Origin of the sequence: Tenacibaculum skagerrakense (assembly GCF_004345825.1) — a bacterium.
In the GTDB taxonomy this organism is placed as follows: Bacteria; Bacteroidota; Bacteroidia; order Flavobacteriales; family Flavobacteriaceae; genus Polaribacter; species Polaribacter skagerrakensis.
Genome location: NZ_SLXM01000005.1, coordinates 1,290 through 19,096 on the forward strand (window position 1 = coordinate 1,290; position 17,807 = coordinate 19,096).

The 17,807-nt window shown below is 31.7% G+C and carries 17 protein-coding genes; 4 read left to right on the forward strand and 13 right to left on the reverse strand.

All coding sequences use genetic code 11. The features are described 5' to 3' along the window. From EV195_RS09075 to murQ, 4 genes are all read right to left on the reverse strand, one after another. Positions 1 to 1,684, reverse strand: a 1,684-nt coding sequence (locus EV195_RS09075; protein ID WP_207899780.1) for a beta strand repeat-containing protein, incomplete at its 3' end; no start/stop codon positions are given. Between the two features lie 125 nt (positions 1,685 to 1,809). Then, on the reverse strand, positions 1,810 to 2,859 hold the full coding sequence (locus EV195_RS09080; RefSeq protein ID WP_132794634.1) for an ATP-grasp domain-containing protein: 1,050 nt from the start codon (positions 2,857 to 2,859) through the stop codon (positions 1,810 to 1,812). Beyond that, complete coding sequence (locus EV195_RS09085) at positions 2,849 to 3,085, reverse strand: hypothetical protein (protein ID WP_132794635.1); 237 nt, start codon at positions 3,083 to 3,085, stop codon at positions 2,849 to 2,851. The genes EV195_RS09080 and EV195_RS09085 overlap by 11 nt, the downstream gene beginning before the upstream one ends. Beyond that, positions 3,078 to 3,893 (reverse strand): N-acetylmuramic acid 6-phosphate etherase, encoded by an 816-nt coding sequence (murQ, locus tag EV195_RS09090; RefSeq protein ID WP_132794636.1) that lies wholly within the window; start codon positions 3,891 to 3,893, stop codon positions 3,078 to 3,080. Before murQ ends, EV195_RS09085 begins: the two co-directional genes overlap by 8 nt. An 87-nt stretch (positions 3,894 to 3,980) precedes the next feature. Here murQ and EV195_RS09095 point away from each other — a divergent pair, with 87 nt between their 5' ends. Next, the gene (locus tag EV195_RS09095) at positions 3,981 to 4,811 is read left to right on the forward strand and encodes a mechanosensitive ion channel family protein (protein WP_132794637.1); all 831 of its coding nucleotides are present in this window, start codon (positions 3,981 to 3,983) and stop codon (positions 4,809 to 4,811) included. Positions 4,812 to 4,869: 58 nt separating this feature from the next. Here the strand turns inward: EV195_RS09095 and EV195_RS09100 are convergent, their stop codons facing one another. Both EV195_RS09100 and rplS read right to left on the reverse strand, forming a co-directional pair. Then, positions 4,870 to 7,095, reverse strand: coding sequence for an NADP-dependent isocitrate dehydrogenase (locus EV195_RS09100; protein WP_132794638.1), 2,226 nt, complete (start codon positions 7,093 to 7,095; stop codon positions 4,870 to 4,872). 174 nt (positions 7,096 to 7,269) lie between these two features. Next, complete coding sequence (gene rplS / locus EV195_RS09105; protein WP_132794639.1) at positions 7,270 to 7,617, reverse strand: 50S ribosomal protein L19; 348 nt, start codon at positions 7,615 to 7,617, stop codon at positions 7,270 to 7,272. Positions 7,618 to 7,877: 260 nt separating this feature from the next. On the opposite strand from rplS, the gene EV195_RS09110 reads away from it, so the two are divergent. Further along, entirely contained in the window at positions 7,878 to 8,561 is a 684-nt protein-coding gene (locus EV195_RS09110; protein WP_132794640.1) for a phosphatase PAP2 family protein, read from the forward strand. Continuing rightward, positions 8,561 to 10,057, forward strand: a complete 1,497-nt coding sequence (locus EV195_RS09115) for an ArnT family glycosyltransferase (RefSeq protein ID WP_132794641.1) — start codon at positions 8,561 to 8,563, stop codon at positions 10,055 to 10,057. The genes EV195_RS09110 and EV195_RS09115 overlap by 1 nt, the downstream gene beginning before the upstream one ends. On the opposite strand, the gene EV195_RS09120 is transcribed toward EV195_RS09115, so the two are convergent. Both EV195_RS09120 and trmD read right to left on the reverse strand, forming a co-directional pair. Continuing rightward, on the reverse strand, positions 10,047 to 11,525 hold the full coding sequence (locus EV195_RS09120) for a glycosyltransferase family 39 protein (protein WP_132794642.1): 1,479 nt from the start codon (positions 11,523 to 11,525) through the stop codon (positions 10,047 to 10,049). The genes EV195_RS09115 and EV195_RS09120 overlap by 11 nt on opposite strands. After that, positions 11,518 to 12,195, reverse strand: a complete 678-nt coding sequence (gene trmD, locus EV195_RS09125; protein ID WP_132794643.1) for a tRNA (guanosine(37)-N1)-methyltransferase TrmD — start codon at positions 12,193 to 12,195, stop codon at positions 11,518 to 11,520. The genes EV195_RS09120 and trmD overlap by 8 nt, the downstream gene beginning before the upstream one ends. 253 nt (positions 12,196 to 12,448) lie before the next feature. On the opposite strand from trmD, the gene EV195_RS09130 reads away from it, so the two are divergent. Further along, positions 12,449 to 13,264, forward strand: coding sequence for a hypothetical protein (locus EV195_RS09130; protein WP_132794644.1), 816 nt, complete (start codon positions 12,449 to 12,451; stop codon positions 13,262 to 13,264). Between the two features lie 62 nt (positions 13,265 to 13,326). Here the strand turns inward: EV195_RS09130 and EV195_RS09135 are convergent, their stop codons facing one another. The 5 genes from EV195_RS09135 to EV195_RS09155 all read right to left on the reverse strand — a co-directional run bounded on the left by EV195_RS09135 (position 13,327) and on the right by EV195_RS09155 (position 17,806). Continuing rightward, positions 13,327 to 14,601 carry a hypothetical protein gene (locus EV195_RS09135; RefSeq protein ID WP_132794645.1) on the reverse strand — a complete coding sequence of 425 codons (1,275 nt, stop codon included), beginning with the start codon at positions 14,599 to 14,601 and terminating at the stop codon, positions 13,327 to 13,329. Positions 14,602 to 14,612: 11 nt separating this feature from the next. Continuing rightward, positions 14,613 to 15,515: an ATP-grasp domain-containing protein gene (locus tag EV195_RS09140; protein ID WP_132794646.1), complete on the reverse strand. Its 903-nt coding sequence runs from the start codon at positions 15,513 to 15,515 to the stop codon at positions 14,613 to 14,615. A 500-nt stretch (positions 15,516 to 16,015) separates the two neighbouring features. Further along, positions 16,016 to 16,675 carry a pyridoxamine 5'-phosphate oxidase family protein gene (locus tag EV195_RS09145; RefSeq protein WP_132794647.1) on the reverse strand — a complete coding sequence of 220 codons (660 nt, stop codon included), beginning with the start codon at positions 16,673 to 16,675 and terminating at the stop codon, positions 16,016 to 16,018. A gap of 2 nt (positions 16,676 to 16,677) precedes the next feature. Then, on the reverse strand, positions 16,678 to 17,202 hold the full coding sequence (locus EV195_RS09150; protein WP_132794648.1) for a GNAT family N-acetyltransferase: 525 nt from the start codon (positions 17,200 to 17,202) through the stop codon (positions 16,678 to 16,680). A 1-nt stretch (position 17,203) separates the two neighbouring features. Further along, positions 17,204 to 17,806 carry a DJ-1/PfpI family protein gene (locus tag EV195_RS09155; protein ID WP_132794649.1) on the reverse strand — a complete coding sequence of 201 codons (603 nt, stop codon included), beginning with the start codon at positions 17,804 to 17,806 and terminating at the stop codon, positions 17,204 to 17,206. Between the last annotated feature and the right edge of the window lies 1 nt (position 17,807).

Genomic DNA, 17,807 nt, shown 5'->3' on the forward strand with positions numbered 1-17,807 from the left:
CGGTTTGTCCTGTTGCACCTGTATTTCCTGTCGCACCAGTTTCACCTGTATTTCCTGTCGCACCAGTTTCACCTGTATTTCCTGTCGCACCAGTTTCACCTGTTGCTCCAGTTTGTCCTGTTGCACCTGTATTTCCTGTCGCACCAGTTTCACCTGTATTTCCTGTAGCACCAGTTTCACCTGTTACTCCGGTAGCTCCAGTTTGTCCAGTAGCTCCTGTATTTCCTGTTGCACCGGTTTCACCTGTTGCTCCCGTAGCTCCAGTTTGTCCTGTTGCACCAGTTTCACCTGTAGATCCCGTAGCTCCAGTTTGTCCTGTTGCACCTGTATTTCCTGTTGCTCCAGTTTGTCCTGTTGCACCAGTTTCACCTGTAGCTCCCGTAGCTCCAGTTTGTCCTGTTGCTCCAGTTTGTCCTGTTGCTCCAGTTTGTCCCGTAGCTCCAGTTTGTCCTGTTGCTCCAGTTTGTCCTGTTGCACCAGTTTCACCTGTTACTCCAGTAGCACCTGTATTTCCTGTTGCTCCGGTTTGTCCTGTTGCGCCAGTTTCACCTGTTGCACCTGTTTGTCCTGTTGCTCCTGTTTCACCTGTTACTCCAGTAGCACCTGTCGCTCCAGTTTGTCCTGTTGCGCCAGTTTCACCTGTAGCACCTGTTTGTCCTGTTGCTCCGGTTTCACCTGTTACTCCAGTAGCACCAGTTTGTCCTGTAGCACCTGTACTTCCTGTCGCACCAGTTTGTCCTGTTGCCCCAGTTTGTCCTGTTGCTCCGGTTTCACCTGTAGCTCCAGTAGCACCAGTTTGTCCAGTAGCACCAGTTTGTCCTGTAGCTCCGGTTTGTCCTGTTGCTCCTGTTTCACCTGTTGCACCCGTAGCTCCAGTAGCACCTGTTTGTCCTGTAGCTCCGGTTTGTCCTGTTGCTCCTGTTTCACCTGTTGCACCCGTAGCTCCAGTTTGTCCTGTTGCACCTGTATTTCCTGTTGCTCCAGTAGCTCCAGTTTGTCCTGTTGCACCAGTTTGTCCTGTAGCTCCTGTGCTTCCTATTGCTCCGGTTTCACCCGTTGCACCTGTATTTCCTGTAGCTCCTGTGCTTCCTGTCGCACCAGTTTCTCCTGTACTTCCAGTAGCACCAGTTTGTCCTGTCGCACCAGTTTGTCCTGTCTCACCAGTCGCTCCAGTTGCACCTTGTGCTGCTATATCAGAAATAGGAACTGAAAGAGTTCCATTGCTATCAGTAATTTCTAAATTTCCACCATTTACCCTAAAAGAAATATTAACCTCGTTTGAGGGATCACTATCATTATCGTTAATTAAAGACGATAAATCCACAAATGAAGAAGTTGAATTAGGAGGAGTTCCTGTAGTTATTGTAAGGATATTAGTAGCAGGGTCAAAAGTTACTTGTTGATCTATTGGTTGATTTCCAGTTATATTACAAAGACTTAACCAATTATTTCCATCATATTGATAGATACACCTATCATCAGTATTAAATATTAGAGCCCCTTGAAGAGGAGTAATACTATTCATTTGAAGAGTATTTACTCTTGTAAGCACCAGTACTTTGTCATTACTTTCAAGTTCTAGTAATGAACTAGCATCAATAACATCTGGGTTGTCTCCAACTTTAACTTGGGAATAACCTAAGATGCTTGAAAAAATAATGAGTAGGGTAATAAATTTCTTCATAAACGGGGATTTTCAATCCATAAAAGTAATAAAACCGATTTACTTATAAGACACACGGTGCAAAAAATAGTCACAAAAACCAAATAATAAGGTAGTTGTTTAGTTAAACAGACCGTTACTTTCTTTTATTGGAATTTTTTTATAGACGAAATGTAATTTCTTAATTCTAACATTTCATTAACAAATTTTTTAACACTTTTGTAAGGTACTTTCTTAGTTCTATGATTTTGAACCGAAATAAAAAACAATGATTTCCAATGGTTCCTAATTTCTCTTAAAGCATTAAAATAAGTGTAATTTTCAGCGTCATAAATATGGGTAGGTTCAGCAATAATTCCATTTATTTCAAGAACCTTATAATCAATCCCATTCTCTAATTCTTCAAAATCATTATATTTAATATCTACTCTTCCATAATACCATCCATCAATTGAATGACTTAATTGATCAAACGTTTCTGTTAACTTTTTTGATATTAAATGACTTCCATTTATAAATTGAGTTCCTTTAGAGTGATTGCCTATTACTGTAAGCCTTATTGTCTCATTTGGTTTAGGAATTGTATCTAGATTACTTTTATGAATCGACTCAAATAAATCAATATATAATTTTGCTCTTTTATCTGTTAAAATCAATTCTTTTAAAGTTGATTTTCCATCACCTGTAACAGCAATAAATTTTTTTAAAGTAACCGAGCTAATTCTACCTTTTTTTTCATTGGGTTTTCGATGATAAAAAACACCGCACTCATTTTTATAATCTAAAAACTCCTGGAGAATAATATTGATAGGATAGTTTATTAAATAGTTTTCTAATTCTTGTTTTGAATCAATTTTTTTGACTAATAACCCTCTAAAGCCAATATCGGGTTTTGCAATAAGAGGAAAATCAATTTCAGCATATTTTAAATTAGAAAGAACTTCTTTAAAATTAGTTTTTGGCTTTACTAATACAGATTTTGGTCTATATTTTTCAGGAACTAATTGAATGGTTTCAAATTTACTTTCTGTTCCATTACCTGAACTTTTTATAGCAGGATTAGCAGCACTAAAAAAAGCAGGATGTTTTGCTCTAATAGCTAAGTAAAAAGCGTAGGGTAGGTTAGGAACATAAAACATTGAAGAAGGCCAATATTCCCAGTTTAAATATTTTTCTATGGTAGTTTTATTTATCAAACAAATAATTTAATAAAGTTCTAAAAGCTTTAAAGCCAAAATAGACTGTAAATAAAATTAAAAATATTGAAATTCCTAATACGATATAACCAATTAATATTTTAGGCATTTCTTTAAAAGTTCTAACCATTCTAAAAGCTAAGCTTAACATTAATGGAGAAACCATTAAGAGTAGGAGTAAAATGAGAAAATTCTTAACCGGTTTGTCGTAGGCTTTATCAGTCATTTTTAAAGTTTTTAATTACTTCTCGTACACTTCCGTATTGCTTTAATAAATCTTTTGCAGTGTTTTGGTCTATGTTTAATTCAGAAACTAACATTTTTTCACCGCGATCTACCAATTTATTATTTGACAATTGCATATCTACCATTTTGTTACCTCTAACTTTTCCAAGTTGAATCATAGTGGAAGTAGATATCATATTTAAAACTAACTTTTGAGCTGTTCCAGCTTTCATTCTCGAACTTCCAGTAACAAATTCGGGACCAACTACAACTGTGATTGGATACTTTGCCGTTAGTTCTAAAGGACTCTTTTCATTACAAGTTATACAACCAGTATTGATATTGTTTTCATTACACTTTTTTAGCGCATTAATTACATAAGGAGTTGTTCCTGACGCAGCAATTCCAATAACCACATCTTTTTCATTAATATCATGCGCTTGTAAATCTTTCCAACCTTGATCCTCAGAATCTTCAGCAAATTCAACTGCTTTTCGAATTGCTGTATCACCACCAGCAATTAAACCAATTACCACATCATGAGAAACACCAAAAGTTGGAGGACATTCTGAAGCATCCACAATTCCTAACCGACCGCTTGTTCCAGCTCCCATATAGAATAATCTACCTCCAATCTTTAATTTTTCTACAATCACCTCAACTAACTTTTCAATCTTAGGAATTGCTTTTTCTACAGCTAAAGGAACTGTTTTATCTTCTCGATTTATGTTAGTCAATAATTGATTGATTGACATTTTTTCGAGATTGTTGTAGTGTGAGTCTTGTTCTGTGGTTTTGATAAAGTTCATAACCCAAAGTTACAATTAATTATGCTTTAGTAAGTGACAAAATCTAGATTCTGGTGTCATAGAATTGAACTAAAAATAAATAAAGAAATGGAAACTTTAACACAATCACTATCAAATTTTTATAATTCTATTGCAACAGGTTTTGGAGATTGGGGTCTAAAACTATTAGGAGCTTTTGCTGCATTAATATTAGGCTTATGGCTTGTTAGGATGATTATGCGGGGAGTTTCAAGACTCTTTGAAAATAAACATGTTGACGAAACTTTGCGTCCGTTTTTAACAACATTAATAGGTTTTGCCTTGAAGGCTCTTTTGTTGATTTCAATTGCTGGTATTGTAGGAGTTCCTACTGCTTCTTTTGCTGCTGTGATTGCTGCTGTAGCGTTTGCTATTGGAAGTGCTTTTAATGGATCATTAGGTCATATGGCATCTGGAGTGATGTTATTAATTTTTAGACCTTTTAAGGTGGGAGATTTGATTAAAACTAATAATGCTTTTGGTTTTGTAAGAGAAATTTCTGTGTTTGTTACTGTAATTGAAACTTTTCAGAATGAGACTGAGATAATTCCTAATTCAACAATAACTTCTAATAAAATAACCAATTTAACAGCTATTGGAAACCTTAGGATAGATATGCCTTTTGCTATTAGATATGGTTCAGATATTGAAAAAGCAAAACAAATAGTTTTAGATGTACTTAAGGATGATGTAAATGTTTTAGAAGGAAAAGGAAAAGAACCTAGAGTTGCTGTTAACAATTTAGGAGTAAACAGTGTTGAGTTATTAGCAATGCCTTATGTTAATTGTAACAATTACTGGGATGTTTTTTGGGACACGAAGCAAAAAATAGTAGAGGCACTTGGTAATGCCGGTTATGAAGCGCCATTACCACAACGAATTGTTACAATGGCAAAATAGATTCAATAAAAAAGCCGGTAAAAACTTTTACCGGCTTTCAATATATTATAATGATATTTTAAATCTCTGCTAAAATAGCATTTAAAGTTTCATTTGGTCTCATAAAACCATCAGCTAACTCGTCATTTGGAACATAGTAGCCTCCAATTTCTATAGCTTTACCTTGAACTTCATTTAATTCGTTTACAATTTTATCTTCATTAGTTTGCATAGCTTCTGCAACAGAAGAGAATTCATTTTTAAGTTCTTCATTCTTATCTTGATTAGCTAATTCTTGAGCCCAATACATAGCTAAGTAAAAATGACTTCCTCTGTTATCTAATTCACCAGCTTTTCTAGACGGAGATTTTTTATTGTCTAATAATTTTTCAATAGCATTGTCTAAAGTTTCAGCTAATACTAAAGCTTTTTCATTATTATTAGTTTCTCCTAAATGCTCTAAAGAAACTGCTAAAGCTAAAAACTCACCTAAAGAGTCCCAACGTAAATGATTTTCTTCTACAAATTGTTGAACGTGCTTAGGAGCAGAACCACCAGCACCAGTTTCAAATAATCCACCACCATTCATTAACGGAACAATAGATAACATTTTTGCAGAAGTACCTAATTCAAGAATAGGGAATAGGTCTGTTAAATAATCACGTAATACGTTTCCAGTTACCGAGATGGTATCTTTTCCTGCTTTTACTCTTTCTAAAGTATATTCTGTAGCTTCAGAAACAGATTTAATTAAAATTTCTAATCCGTTTGTATCGTAGTTTGGTAAATAAGCATTTACCTTTTTAATTAATTCGGCATCGTGAGCTCTGTTTTTATCTAACCAGAAAACAGCAGGAACTTTCATTGCTTTAGCTCTAGTTACAGCTAACTTTACCCAATCGGCAACTGGAGCATCTTTTGTTTGACACATTCTCCAAATATCGCCTTGCTCTACATCATGTTCAATTAAAGTATTTCCTTCGCTATCAACAACAGTAACTTTTCCGTTAGCTGCAATTTCAAAAGTTTTATCATGAGATCCGTATTCTTCTGCTTTTTGTGCCATTAAACCAACATTAGGAACAGTTCCCATTGTAGTAGGATCAAAAGCACCATGCTTTATACAGAAGTCTATTGTAGTTTGGTATAAAGAAGCATAAGAACTATCAGGAATAGTTACTTTAGTATCTTGTTGTTTTCCGTCTTTATTCCACATTTGTCCTGAAGTACGAATCATTGCTGGAACAGAAGCATCAATAATAACATCAGAAGGAACATGTAAATTGGTAATTCCTTTATCAGAATTTACCATAGCTACATCAGGATTGTTAGCGTAGATTGTTTCAATATCCGCTAAAATCTCAGCTTTTTTATCAGCTGAAAGCTCTTCTAAGTTACTTAATAAGTTTCCAAAACCGTTGTTTACATCAACGCCAATTTCTTCGAAAGTAGCACCATGTTTTTCAAACAAATCTTTAAAGAAAATACGAACTGCATGTCCAAAAATAATTGGGTCCGATACTTTCATCATAGTTGCTTTCATGTGTAATGAAAACAATACTCCTTTATCTTTAGCATCGTTAACTTGTTCCTCTAAGAATGTTAATAATGCTTTTTTATTCATCACAGAAGCATCAATAATTTCTCCTGCTAATAATTTTGTGCTAGCTTTTAAAACAGTTTCGTTACCATTAGCATCTGTATGTATAATTTTAACATCTGTTGCATTAGGTACAGTTACAGATTTTTCAGTGTGTGCAAAATCACCTTCACTCATAGTAGCAACGTGAGTTTTAGAATCTGAACTCCAAGCTCCCATTGAATGAGGATTTTTCTTAGCGTAATTTTTTACAGCTTTAGGTGCACGACGATCTGAGTTACCTTCTCGTAAAACAGGATTAACTGCAGAACCTTTAACTTTGTTATAAAGAGCTAAAACTGCTTTATCTTCATCTGTTTCAGTATCTTCAGGATAATCAGGAAGATTGTATCCTAAAGCTTGTAACTCTTTTATAGCTGCTTTTAATTGAGGAACAGAAGCACTAATATTAGGTAATTTAATAATGTTTGCTTCAGGTTTTGTAGCTAATTCACCTAAAAACGCTAAGGCATCTTCTACTTTTTGATCATCAGTTAAATAATCAGAAAAGTTTGCAAGAATTCTTCCTGCTAGTGAAATATCTTTAGTTACAATTTCTATGTTAGATGATTTGGTATATGCTTTTACGATTGGCAAAAACGAACGAGTAGCTAAAGCTGGAGCCTCATCGGTTTTTGTGTACATAATTTTTGCAGTTGTACTCATATATTAACTAGTTATTTTGTTTGAAGTGGTGCAAATTTACGTATTACAAATGGTTTTTGAAATATTAAATCTTTATTAAAATTTGCTTTTTGTTGAAGATTCTTGAATTTTTAATCAAGAGCAAAAAAAAACGATGTTAAATTAACATCGTTTTTTAATATTTTGTACAAAGAATTAATTTCTTCTTTCTTTAATTCTAGCTTTCTTACCAGTAAGACCTCTAAAGTAAAAGATTCTAGCTCTACGTACTTTACCAGTTTTGTTAATTTCGATCTTTTGAATAGAAGGTAAGTTAATTGGGAAAATACGCTCTACACCTACAGTACCAGACATTTTTCTGATTGTAAATGTTTCAGAAGATCCACTTCCTCTTTTTTGAATAACAACTCCTCTAAAGAACTGAGTACGAGTTTTATTTCCTTCTTTAATTTCGTAGTATACAGTAATTGTATCTCCTGCTGCGAATTCTGGTAAATCGTTTTTAGTTACGAATTCGTCTTGAACAAATTTAATTAAATCCATTGTTGAAAAATCTTTAAGATTTACAAAGCAACATTCACGATTCTCGTCAGAGGTTGATTTTGCGTGTGCAAATATAGTATGTTTTTCTAATATGAAAAATAAAATAGTCAATTAAATTTAGGTAAATAAAACAGAAAGTTAGATTAATAAACTGTTGATTAATAGTTGCTAAGTGTATTTATAGATAAAGATTACTTAAAACTTGGTTAAAGCAGAGTACATATTTCAAAAATATATTGCGATGCTAAACAAAACTATTGATGGAAAACGTTATAAAAACGACTAAAAAACCTTTACAGATTAAAGGCGAGCAAACTATAAAAACGCTACTTTTTCATTTAAAAGTAATACGAAAAGAAGTTTTTTTTACTTATCTATTGTTTTTTATACTCTCTATCATCTTAGTTTCTATATATAAGAAGTCTGAGTTACATTTAACATTAAATCAATATCACTCGACTTTCTTTGATCGATTTTTTAAATACTCTACACATTTAGGAGATGGAGCCATGTTTGGTGTTCTTGTTGTTATTTTCTTTTTTATTAACAAACGAATGTCTTTGGTTTTTGGGGTGGGAGGAATATTAACTTTACTGGTAACCCATTTTTTTAAAAAAATACTATTCAAAGGAATACCTAGGCCAGCAGGTTTTTTTGGAGTTGAGAATTTGCATGTAATAGATGGCGTTAAAATGGCTTTTTGGAATTCTTTTCCATCTGGACATACAATGACGGCTTTTACTGTATTCGCTATTTTATGTATTTATTATAGAAAGTGTATGTCACAGTATTTATGGATTTTCTTGGCATTTATCGCTGGTATTTCTAGAGTTTATTTATCTCAACACTTTTGGATAGATATTTTTGTTGGATCGGTTTTAGGTATTGTAATTGCATTTGTGAGTATGTCTTTAATATTTCCAGAACGAAAGAGAATTCATTAATGAACTCTTATAAGAAACAAGTATGTATAGTACTTCTATTTAGTGTTTTATTACGATTGTTTATTGGTGGCAATTTAGAGTTTGGAAACGATGAAGTGTATTATTGGTTGTATGCAAAGTATCCAGACATAAGTCATTTTGATCATCCTCCAATGGTTGGTTTTTTTATTCAGTTATTTACTGGAAATCTTTATTTTAATTCCGAATTGGTTATTCGATTAGCTGCAATTGTTCCATCTACTATAAGTATGTATGTTGTATTTTTGATAGGAACTTATATCAAAGATGAACAAACAGGTTTTATTGCACTATTACTTTATTGTTTAAGTATTTATGGATTTATAATTGCAGGAACCTTCATTTTACCAGATTCTCCACTAGTCTTATTTTGGTTATTAAGCTTCTATTTTTTTATACAAGTACTACCAGAAGAACCAAGTTCAAAATTAATAGTAAAATTACTACTTGCATTTTTGTTTGCAGGATTGGCATTGTATTCTAAATACCAAGCTATTTATTTGTTATTTGGAGTCGGATTGTATGTGTTGTTTTGGAATAGAAAGTGGTTACAAAACATATTTTTCTACCTTGGCTTTATTCTTCCTTTAATAGCAATTGGATTAATTTATTATTGGAATTATACAAATGATTTTATTAGCTATAAATTCCATGGAAATAGAGTTTCATTTTTTAGTCTGAGATTCAATAAGAATTCGTTTTTACGAGAGATTTTAGGACAGTTTTTATATAACAATCCCTATATAGTAGTTATGATTATTGTGATGGTTATAGCTGTTCGAAAGAAGAAGTTTCAATTCAATAACCATCAACAAGCATTCTTTTTTAGTTGTTCATTGCCTTTAATTATTACAACAATTTACCTTTCAGTTTCAAGAAATACATTACCACATTGGTCGGGTGTTGCATATTTAACCTTATTGCCTTTTTTAGCCGTTTTTCTTTCCGAAAGAAAACAACACATTATCAAGAATCTGAAAATCGGATTGATCAGTTTTTCAACGCTATTAGTAATAGCAACCTTTGTGATAAACAAAGGTTGGTTTTTGCCAGCAAACTTTTCAGAACATAAAGAAAAACTAGGTAGGAAAGACGCTTTATTAGATATGTATGGATGGAAACAAGCTTCCGAAAAATTATCTAGCGTTTTTGAAGAAGAACAATTTTTAAAACTACCAATTATTTCAAATCGTTGGTATCCAGCAGCTCATATTGATTATTATATAGCTAGACCTAATAAAATGCAGGTTTATGGAGTTGGAAGTTTGAATGAAATTCATAAATACTATTGGATTAATAAAGTGTACCCAATAGTAGAGAATGAAGTTTTATATATAACAGATAGTAGAAATTTTAAAAATCCTAAAGAATTATTCGAAAATACTTTTAATAAAATTTCTTTAGTAAAAACAATATCTATTGAAAGAAGTGGAGTAGTAGTTAAATACGTGTTTCTTTATAAATTATCTAAGGTGTAGCTTTGTATTTTTCACAAAAGTAAATCCAAAACTTTCGAACTTTTTTACCATGCTTTGTAATTATAATAGGTTCTAATTCTGTACATTTTTCAAAATAGGGTTTCACTTCATTTAGAATATGTCCTTTTTTATCTTCGTTTTTAAAGCGCTTATCAGAATCGATAAAAAAAGCATTTTTACCATTCAAAATGGTTAAGTCGTCTCCTAGGAAATCAAAATGCAACGCTTTTAAACCAATTACATTTTGTGCATATACTTTTTCTTCCATAAAAAAGTTTAATGCAGCGGTGGTTTTATAACCATCATCGGCAAACACAAAAGTATTTGGAAAGGTTTCTTTTAAAGTATCAATTTCGGAAGCTAGCTCTTTCCAGCCAACCCAGGTATCGTCACTTTTAATTGGCACTACATAAAAAAGTAATTGTATGCTAACTAATACATGAATTACAACAGAAAATATAACTTGATAACGAACCCATTTTCTAGTGATGAATATACTCGTCAAAATAATTCCTGTAATGTAAGAAGGCATCATCCAATTTAATTTTACCCAATACACTGGAGTTAAGGATAGAAAGCCTAAAAAAGTTGGAATAAAAAACGCAAGTAAAAAAAGAATTTTACTGCTAGGTAATTTAAACTTTAGTAAAAATCGTTTAATGTATTTAAAAGTAAAAATTAAGAATGTTCCAAAAAGTATTGGAAGTAACAACAAAGATTGATGACCTAAAGCTCCAAAGAAATATTTTGGTGAAATTTTAAACTTTGAAATACTACTGGTTCTATCAGAAGATTTGAATAAGAAAGAAGCAAAATCATTTTGATAGTTCCAAAACCATACAGGAAAAGTTATAATTGCTGAAACTATTAGAGAAATCCAAAGCCAAGGCGATATTAATAATTTTCTATGATGTTTAGAGAAAAGAATAAAAGCTAGTAAACCAATTTGAAGTAAAAGTCCGGTGTATTTACTGTCAAAAGCCAATCCCATAGCGATTCCAGCATATATCCAAGAAGCTTTTTTATGTTCAAAAATTGCTCTGTAAAGAAACAAAACACTTAATGTCCAAAATAATAGTAATGGAACATCTGGTGTTGAGTTAAATGATAAAATTGAAATGAAAAATGTTGAAGCTATTAAAATAATAGCATACTTGAGTTTTTCTTTGGATAGAAAACATTCTGCTAATTTATAAAAGCTCAGTAATGTTAATGAGGTAATTACAAAATCAGTCAGTTTAATAACAAATACTGTTTTCCCAAATACAAGCGTAAATATTCGTAATAAATAGCCTATCATACCTGGGTGATCTAAATAACACCAAGAAAAATTTTCACCATAAAAATGATAATACGCATCTTGGGGCATTAATCCCATAAAAGGTAAAAGTATAAAGCGAAAACATTGAAAACCAATTACAATACTCAATGCAGGATGCTTTTGAATAAGCTTATAAATATTATTCATCTAATAAGTCGGGCCTTATTTTTTGAGTACGTTCGTAGGCCTTTTCAGAACGCCATTCTTCTATTTTAGGAAAATTTCCTGATAATAAAATATCTGGAACTTTCATTCCCTCATAATCAGCAGGTCTTGTGTATACTGGAGGAGAAAGTAAATTATCTTGAAATGAATCGGTTAGGGCAGAAGTTTCGTCGCCCAATACACCAGGAATTAAACGAATAACAGCATCGCATAAAACAGCTGCTGCCAATTCACCACCAGTTAGTACATAATCACCAATAGATATTTCTTTGGTAATGTATTTATCTCTAACTCGTTGATCGACACCTTTATAGTGTCCTGTAAGAATAATAATGTTTTCGCTTAAAGACAGCGTGTTAGCGGTAGCTTGATTTAACGTTGGAGCATCTGGCGTCATGTAAATAATTTCATCATAACTTCTTTCAGCTAATAATCCCTCAATACATTTTGCAATTGGTTCAATCATTAATACCATACCAGCACCTCCACCAAACTGGTAATCATCAATTTGACGATAATTTCCTTGTCCGAATTCTCTTAAGTTATGAAAGTGTACTTCAGCTAAACCTTTGTCGATGGCTCTTTTCATCATTGAGTTTTGAAAAGGGCTTTTAATTAAATCAGGTTCAACTGTAATTATATCTACGCGCATTATGCAAAAGTATATTTAAAAAGTGAACAAATAAATTAAAAATTTCTACATTTGAAAAACTGTTATGAAAACAATCATAAACTTTTTTTCACATTTGTTAGATAAAGCCTTTTCTTATTCAGAAAAATTAAGTGATTTTGTTAAAATCTGGATTTTTGGTTTTATAGTTCTTATTGGAGGATTTTGGCTTTTAAAATCGTTTTTTCTTCTTTTATTTAGCCTTTTTAAATAATCAATTTCAAAAATTTTACGGATGAAAAATTACATTACACTGATTATAGCATTGTTATTAACCGCTAATTCTTTTTCACAAACAGCAATAAAAGAAGAGGCGTTAAAAAGTAAATTAGATTCTATAATTGCTGAAGCCGATTTGTTATATAGCTATGAGAAAGTGGCTTGGAAAGCATCAGATTTAATTATGCAGAATGAATCTTTAAAGCATCAAATAGGAGGGTATTTAGTATACCATTCTAATGATACTGTTTATGGTATTTTTACGGATAAGGTTTTCCAAAAAAGAATAGCAACATATACATTTACTATAAAAGATTTAAACGTTCCGTTTAGCACCGATTTTAATCTAGTTGAATTATCATCAAAAGAGAAAAATCTGCTAGCTATTAGAAATACAATTATCAATCAATTTTCTAATCCAAAATATCAAGTAACTATTACAAATGGATATACTCCGAACTTAGTGTTAATAGAAGAGGAGACAGGCTATAAGTTTTATGTTATTATGGGAACTAATTATCCTGAAGTTATTCCTTTTGGGAACGACTATTATTTTAAAACAGATAAAGAAGGAAAAATTCTATCCTCTAGAAAATTTCATAAAACCGTTATTCCTGCACAAACAAAAATGAAAGATGGCTCGGTAGTAGTCTCTGTAATTCATTCACATTTAAAAATGACACCATTTATCACAGCTACTGATATTTGTACTTTTAGATTATATGGTGAATTGTATCAAATGAATGAATTTATGGTATTATCAACAGCTTTAGGAAAGTATTTTAAATATACTTTAAACACAAATACAATTGAAGTAACTGATATAAAATAAAACGACCTCTTAACTTTTGTGTTTAAGAGGTCATTTTTATAATGGTTACAGTATTGTTAGTTTTAATAAGCTTTTACATCTCCCATACTTAACTCACGATCTTTTCCAAATCGATGCATTTTGGGTAATAAAGTTCCGCTTTCAGTAGTAATCCAATCTTCCCAAGTTGCAGGAACACCATTCATTTTCATACTAGGTACATACATTTTATAACTTTTCGGAACATAATTTTCATCTAAAATCCATAAGTAAGAATCACCCGGAGTTGTTCCGCCAGTAGTGTATTTTACTAAAAGCGCTTCTTTTCCGTCTGTTTCTTTTACAGAACGTAAAATACCTGGTTCAAATAGTTTATGAGGAGCCACTAGCCAAAAACTATCATTATTAAAATAGTCTTCTGCTTTTTTAATAATTGCTTTGTCTTTGCTTTCAGAAAGTTTTTCATTGAAATAAATGGTACTTCTTTCAAGGTTGTTAGGATGTAAAACTACTTTAGTTGTATCCCATGTTACTTCAACAATATGTTCTTCCTTATTCCACTTATAAGATCTTCTTCCTCCAAAGCTCCATTCAATATTTTTAGTGGTTTTATAAGCTTCATGTTTAATGGCTTTTAAAATTTTGTTAGCTAAAGTATCTGCCTTAGGAGTTGAAGCTTTAGGATTTCCCATAGTAATTGTCAAATCAAATAAATTGGTTTCGTGTTTGGTAGGAAGTTTAAAGCCAGCTTCTGTGTCTATCCAGTCGTTCCAAGAAGCATATACACCGCCAATTGGAATAATGCTCGTCCACATTTTATAACCAGTCGGGAAATTATTTTCATCTAAAATCCATAAGTAAGAATCGCCAGGAGTAGTTCCGCCTAAAGTATATGTAACTAGTAAAGCATCTTTATTTTCGTTTGTAACAATACTTCTTTCAACACCACTATCCATAACTTTATGAGGCGCAATTAACCAGAAACTATCATTGTTAAAATAGGCTAGTGCCGTTGAAATTATTTCTAAGTTATCAACTTTTTCTCCGTTTACAAAAGCTTCACTTTGTGCTGGGTTGCTAGTGTTTAAAATTACTTTATTTTGATCCCAAGAAACTTCCACTTTCCCTTCTGATTTAAACCATTTGTAATGATGATTTTCTCTAAAAGACCATTCTAAAAGCTCCGCATTTTTAAAAGCTTCGTGATTGATAGCGGCTAACATTTTAGTAGCTAATTCTTCTGCTTTTTCACCTTTTTCACCCGTTGGTAATGATTCGTTTTTACTAAAAAATAAGACTAAAAAAGTAATAATTAATAGTGCTATAAAAACTCCTACTACTTTAAAAAATTTTGTCATAAGTTGTTAGATTAGTTTTGGATTAACTTTTTAATACCTTCCGATAGTTTTGCAGCAGCTTCAGGATACATTCTAAACCAAAGTTCAGGCTCAATTAACTCTAGCTCTGCGATAGCTAATTTACCATTATTATCGGTAAAAATATCAACTCTTGCATACATTGGTTTTTCTTTGCAAGCATTTACTGCATTTTCAGCAAAAGCAATTTCTTCAGGAGTAGGCGTATAGTTATGCACAGAACCTCCGAAATCATCTTGGACTCTAAAATCACCAGGTTTTGCAATTTTTAAAACTGCATGGGTAAAGGTTCCATTCATAATCATTAATGATAATTCACCTTTTTCTACAATATTATGTTGAAATGGCTGCATAATAAAAGCTTCCTTTGAGATTAATTCTTTGAATAAATCCTCATGATCAGAAATGTTTTTTGCATTGATTTTATAGGTGTGTCTTGCTGCACCAGAAACACAAGGCTTGATAACAAAATTGTCTAGCTTATGTTTATTAGATAGTTCTTGTAAGGTTAAAGTTGAGTCTTTTTCAATAAAATACGACTCACAAATGTGGACTCCATTTTCTTGTAAATCTAAGAGATAGTGCTTGTCTAAATTCCAACGGATTATGGCTTGGGAATTGATTAGTTTAGTTTGTTGACTAACTTTTGTTAACCACTCAGAAAACTCTTCAAAACGATCAAAATAATCCCAAGTAGTTCTAAATAAAATGAAATTAGTAGAAGACCAATCAAAATTAGGATCATCCCATGACAAACGTATAACTTTTAATCCATCATTTTCTAACGCTTTTTTAACTAAATCATCTTCTAATAAAACATTTGAAATGTAGTTGTTAACTTCAGGTGGATTGATATATCTTCTTTCAGAAAGAATTGCGACATCGTATTTTTTCATGATGTAAATCTACAGTTTTAATTTTACTAAAGTCTTGGAGCTTTCTAAGAAAAAAGACGAAAAATTTTAGTTGCTAATTTGGTGATTATGATACTCTGTTTTCTAAATATTTAATATGACAAAGGTATTGAAGAGAATAAGTTTAACTCCTAGTAAATCAGTAGGTTTATAATTGTTTTTTATAACATTTTTCTAACACTTTCTTCACATTTTAATTAAAGAATTATGCCTAATTTAGTATTGTATTATTTGAATTTATGCCTCCTGAAAAAAACAGCTTTATTTGTAAAGCTGTTTTCTTTTTTTAGTCTACTATTTTCCTGTTTCTTATACTATGTTTATAGATGATGTTTTTGTAAATTAAGTAACAATTTATTTACATTAGGTAGTTGTCAAAAAGATATTTTTGCCGCCGTAAATAATTTGAGTTAATAAATCCCCTAAAAACAAAAAGACGGTATCTTGCATAGAGCCGTCTTTTTTTGTATGTATAACAATATTTATTTGAATTTGTTATAATGTGTTTCTATATGTTGTGGAATATTAATCGTTGAAGGATACCCTTTGTCAGGAATAGGAGCTTCTAATACTTGTTTAACTGGAATAACTCCAGCCCAGTAAGGTAATTCATAATCTTCAGGTTCGTCATTAACACCTTTTGCTCTAATTTTTGCAGATGCAGAAGTAATGGTAAATTCTACAACTATGGTTCTGTCTAATTCTTTTTGATGCATTGGACGTAGCGTTTCCCAATGATTTGGAATCATTTGATCTACAATATCTCCTAGGAGTTTACTTTTTTCTGAGTCTTCAATAATTTCTTTCAACTCACCAAATAAGGTTACCGAACGATAGTTTACAGAATGATGCAATCCAGAACGTGCAATGACTAATCCGTCTAAATGCATTACATTAATAGAGGTTTTACCACTTTCTAAAATAGCTTTTAACATTCTGTTTGCTGTCGAACCGTGTAAGTAAATTTTATCGTCCTTTCTAGTATACGCCATAGGTATACTAATCGGATAACCATCGTAGATATATCCTACTTGGGCAATAAAACCAGCATCAAGAATTGAATTAATAGTTTCTGTATCGTAAACGGCTCTGTTAGCACCTCGTTTGATTCTATTCAATTTTGTTTTTTCAAATTCTTTCATAATTATAATTTTTTAGCTAGAATCGGATTTTCATATCCTTGCTTACTTATTTTAAAAGAAATACTTCCTACTTCTTCAAAATTGTTTTTTAAATAAAAATTAATTGCTTTAGTATTCTTTATGTAAACAGATAACCAGATTACTTCAAAATTCAATTCTTGAGCTTTTTCAATGGTTTTGTTTAATAAATCAATTCCGAATTTTTGAGAGATAAATTCATCTAACACATAAATACGTTCCAAACGACAACTACGTTTATTAGGTATAAAAGGAGAAGTAGCATTTAAAACTAGCTTGGAATATCCTACAGGAAAATTATTTTTATAAATTATAAAATAAACATTGTTAGAATCATTTATTTGCTTTTGAGTGTTTTCAAAAGAAAAAGACGTATCTAAATACTCATTTAGATTGGTTTTGTCTTCTATATAATTTCCATGAGACTCTCTAAAGGTAACACGTCCCAACAAAGCCAAAAGTTCAACATCGTTTGCTGTGGCTAGTTTTATTTTATGAGTTGTTGTCATTTTATAAATCGTAAACTTCTTTATGAATTGGATACTCCATGTAAGTAGCTGTTTTCTGAATTATTTCCTTTCCATGTAACTTGTTAATTACGTGAAAAGACAAATCAATACCAGCAGAAATTCCTCCGGAAGTGTAGGTTTTCTCGTTAGATTGTGTGAATCTTTTCTCTTTAATTGGAATTCCTGACGGAACTAATTTTTTCATATCGCTATATACAAGATGATGTGTACAATACGGATTAGCATCTAATGCTCCGATTTTTGCTAAAAATCGAGAACCAGAACAAATACTCATTGTTATTTCAGTTTCTTGATGTTTTTCAGCAATCCAATTAATTACTACTGGATCTTTAACAGCTTGATTAGTTCCATTTCCTCCAGCCAGAATTAAAATATCTACTTTAGGACAATCGGTAAAATTGTAAGTCGGATTTACAGATAAACCATTTACAGCTCTAATTGCAGTTTTGGTCTTAGCCACTGTAAATACATTAAATAATTCAAAGTTATTTAGTTCTGATGTTACCGAAAAAACTTCAAAAGGACCTGCAAAATCCAATACTTCTGCATCGTCAAAAATAAAAATACCTACGTTTTTCTTCATC

What these genes read in the sequence shown, in the direction of transcription:
- EV195_RS09145 (WP_132794647.1), bottom strand. Translation starts at nt 16,675, where the DNA reads ATGAAAGAATTTGAAAAAACAAAATTGAATAGAATCAAACGAGGTGCT.
- rplS (WP_132794639.1), bottom strand. Translation starts at nt 7,617, where the DNA reads ATGGATTTAATTAAATTTGTTCAAGACGAATTCGTAACTAAAAACGAT.
- EV195_RS09150 (WP_132794648.1), bottom strand. Translation starts at nt 17,202, where the DNA reads ATGACAACAACTCATAAAATAAAACTAGCCACAGCAAACGATGTTGAA.
- trmD (WP_132794643.1), bottom strand. Translation starts at nt 12,195, where the DNA reads ATGCGCGTAGATATAATTACAGTTGAACCTGATTTAATTAAAAGCCCT.
- EV195_RS09140 (WP_132794646.1), bottom strand. Translation starts at nt 15,515, where the DNA reads ATGAAAAAATACGATGTCGCAATTCTTTCTGAAAGAAGATATATCAAT.
- EV195_RS09115 (WP_132794641.1), top strand. Translation starts at nt 8,561, where the DNA reads ATGAACTCTTATAAGAAACAAGTATGTATAGTACTTCTATTTAGTGTT.
- EV195_RS09095 (WP_132794637.1), top strand. Translation starts at nt 3,981, where the DNA reads ATGGAAACTTTAACACAATCACTATCAAATTTTTATAATTCTATTGCA.
- EV195_RS09120 (WP_132794642.1), bottom strand. Translation starts at nt 11,525, where the DNA reads ATGAATAATATTTATAAGCTTATTCAAAAGCATCCTGCATTGAGTATT.
- EV195_RS09110 (WP_132794640.1), top strand. Translation starts at nt 7,878, where the DNA reads ATGGAAAACGTTATAAAAACGACTAAAAAACCTTTACAGATTAAAGGC.
- EV195_RS09135 (WP_132794645.1), bottom strand. Translation starts at nt 14,601, where the DNA reads ATGACAAAATTTTTTAAAGTAGTAGGAGTTTTTATAGCACTATTAATT.
- EV195_RS09155 (WP_132794649.1), bottom strand. Translation starts at nt 17,806, where the DNA reads ATGAAGAAAAACGTAGGTATTTTTATTTTTGACGATGCAGAAGTATTG.
- EV195_RS09130 (WP_132794644.1), top strand. Translation starts at nt 12,449, where the DNA reads ATGAAAAATTACATTACACTGATTATAGCATTGTTATTAACCGCTAAT.
- EV195_RS09085 (WP_132794635.1), bottom strand. Translation starts at nt 3,085, where the DNA reads ATGACTGATAAAGCCTACGACAAACCGGTTAAGAATTTTCTCATTTTA.
- murQ (WP_132794636.1), bottom strand. Translation starts at nt 3,893, where the DNA reads ATGAACTTTATCAAAACCACAGAACAAGACTCACACTACAACAATCTC.
- EV195_RS09100 (WP_132794638.1), bottom strand. Translation starts at nt 7,095, where the DNA reads ATGAGTACAACTGCAAAAATTATGTACACAAAAACCGATGAGGCTCCA.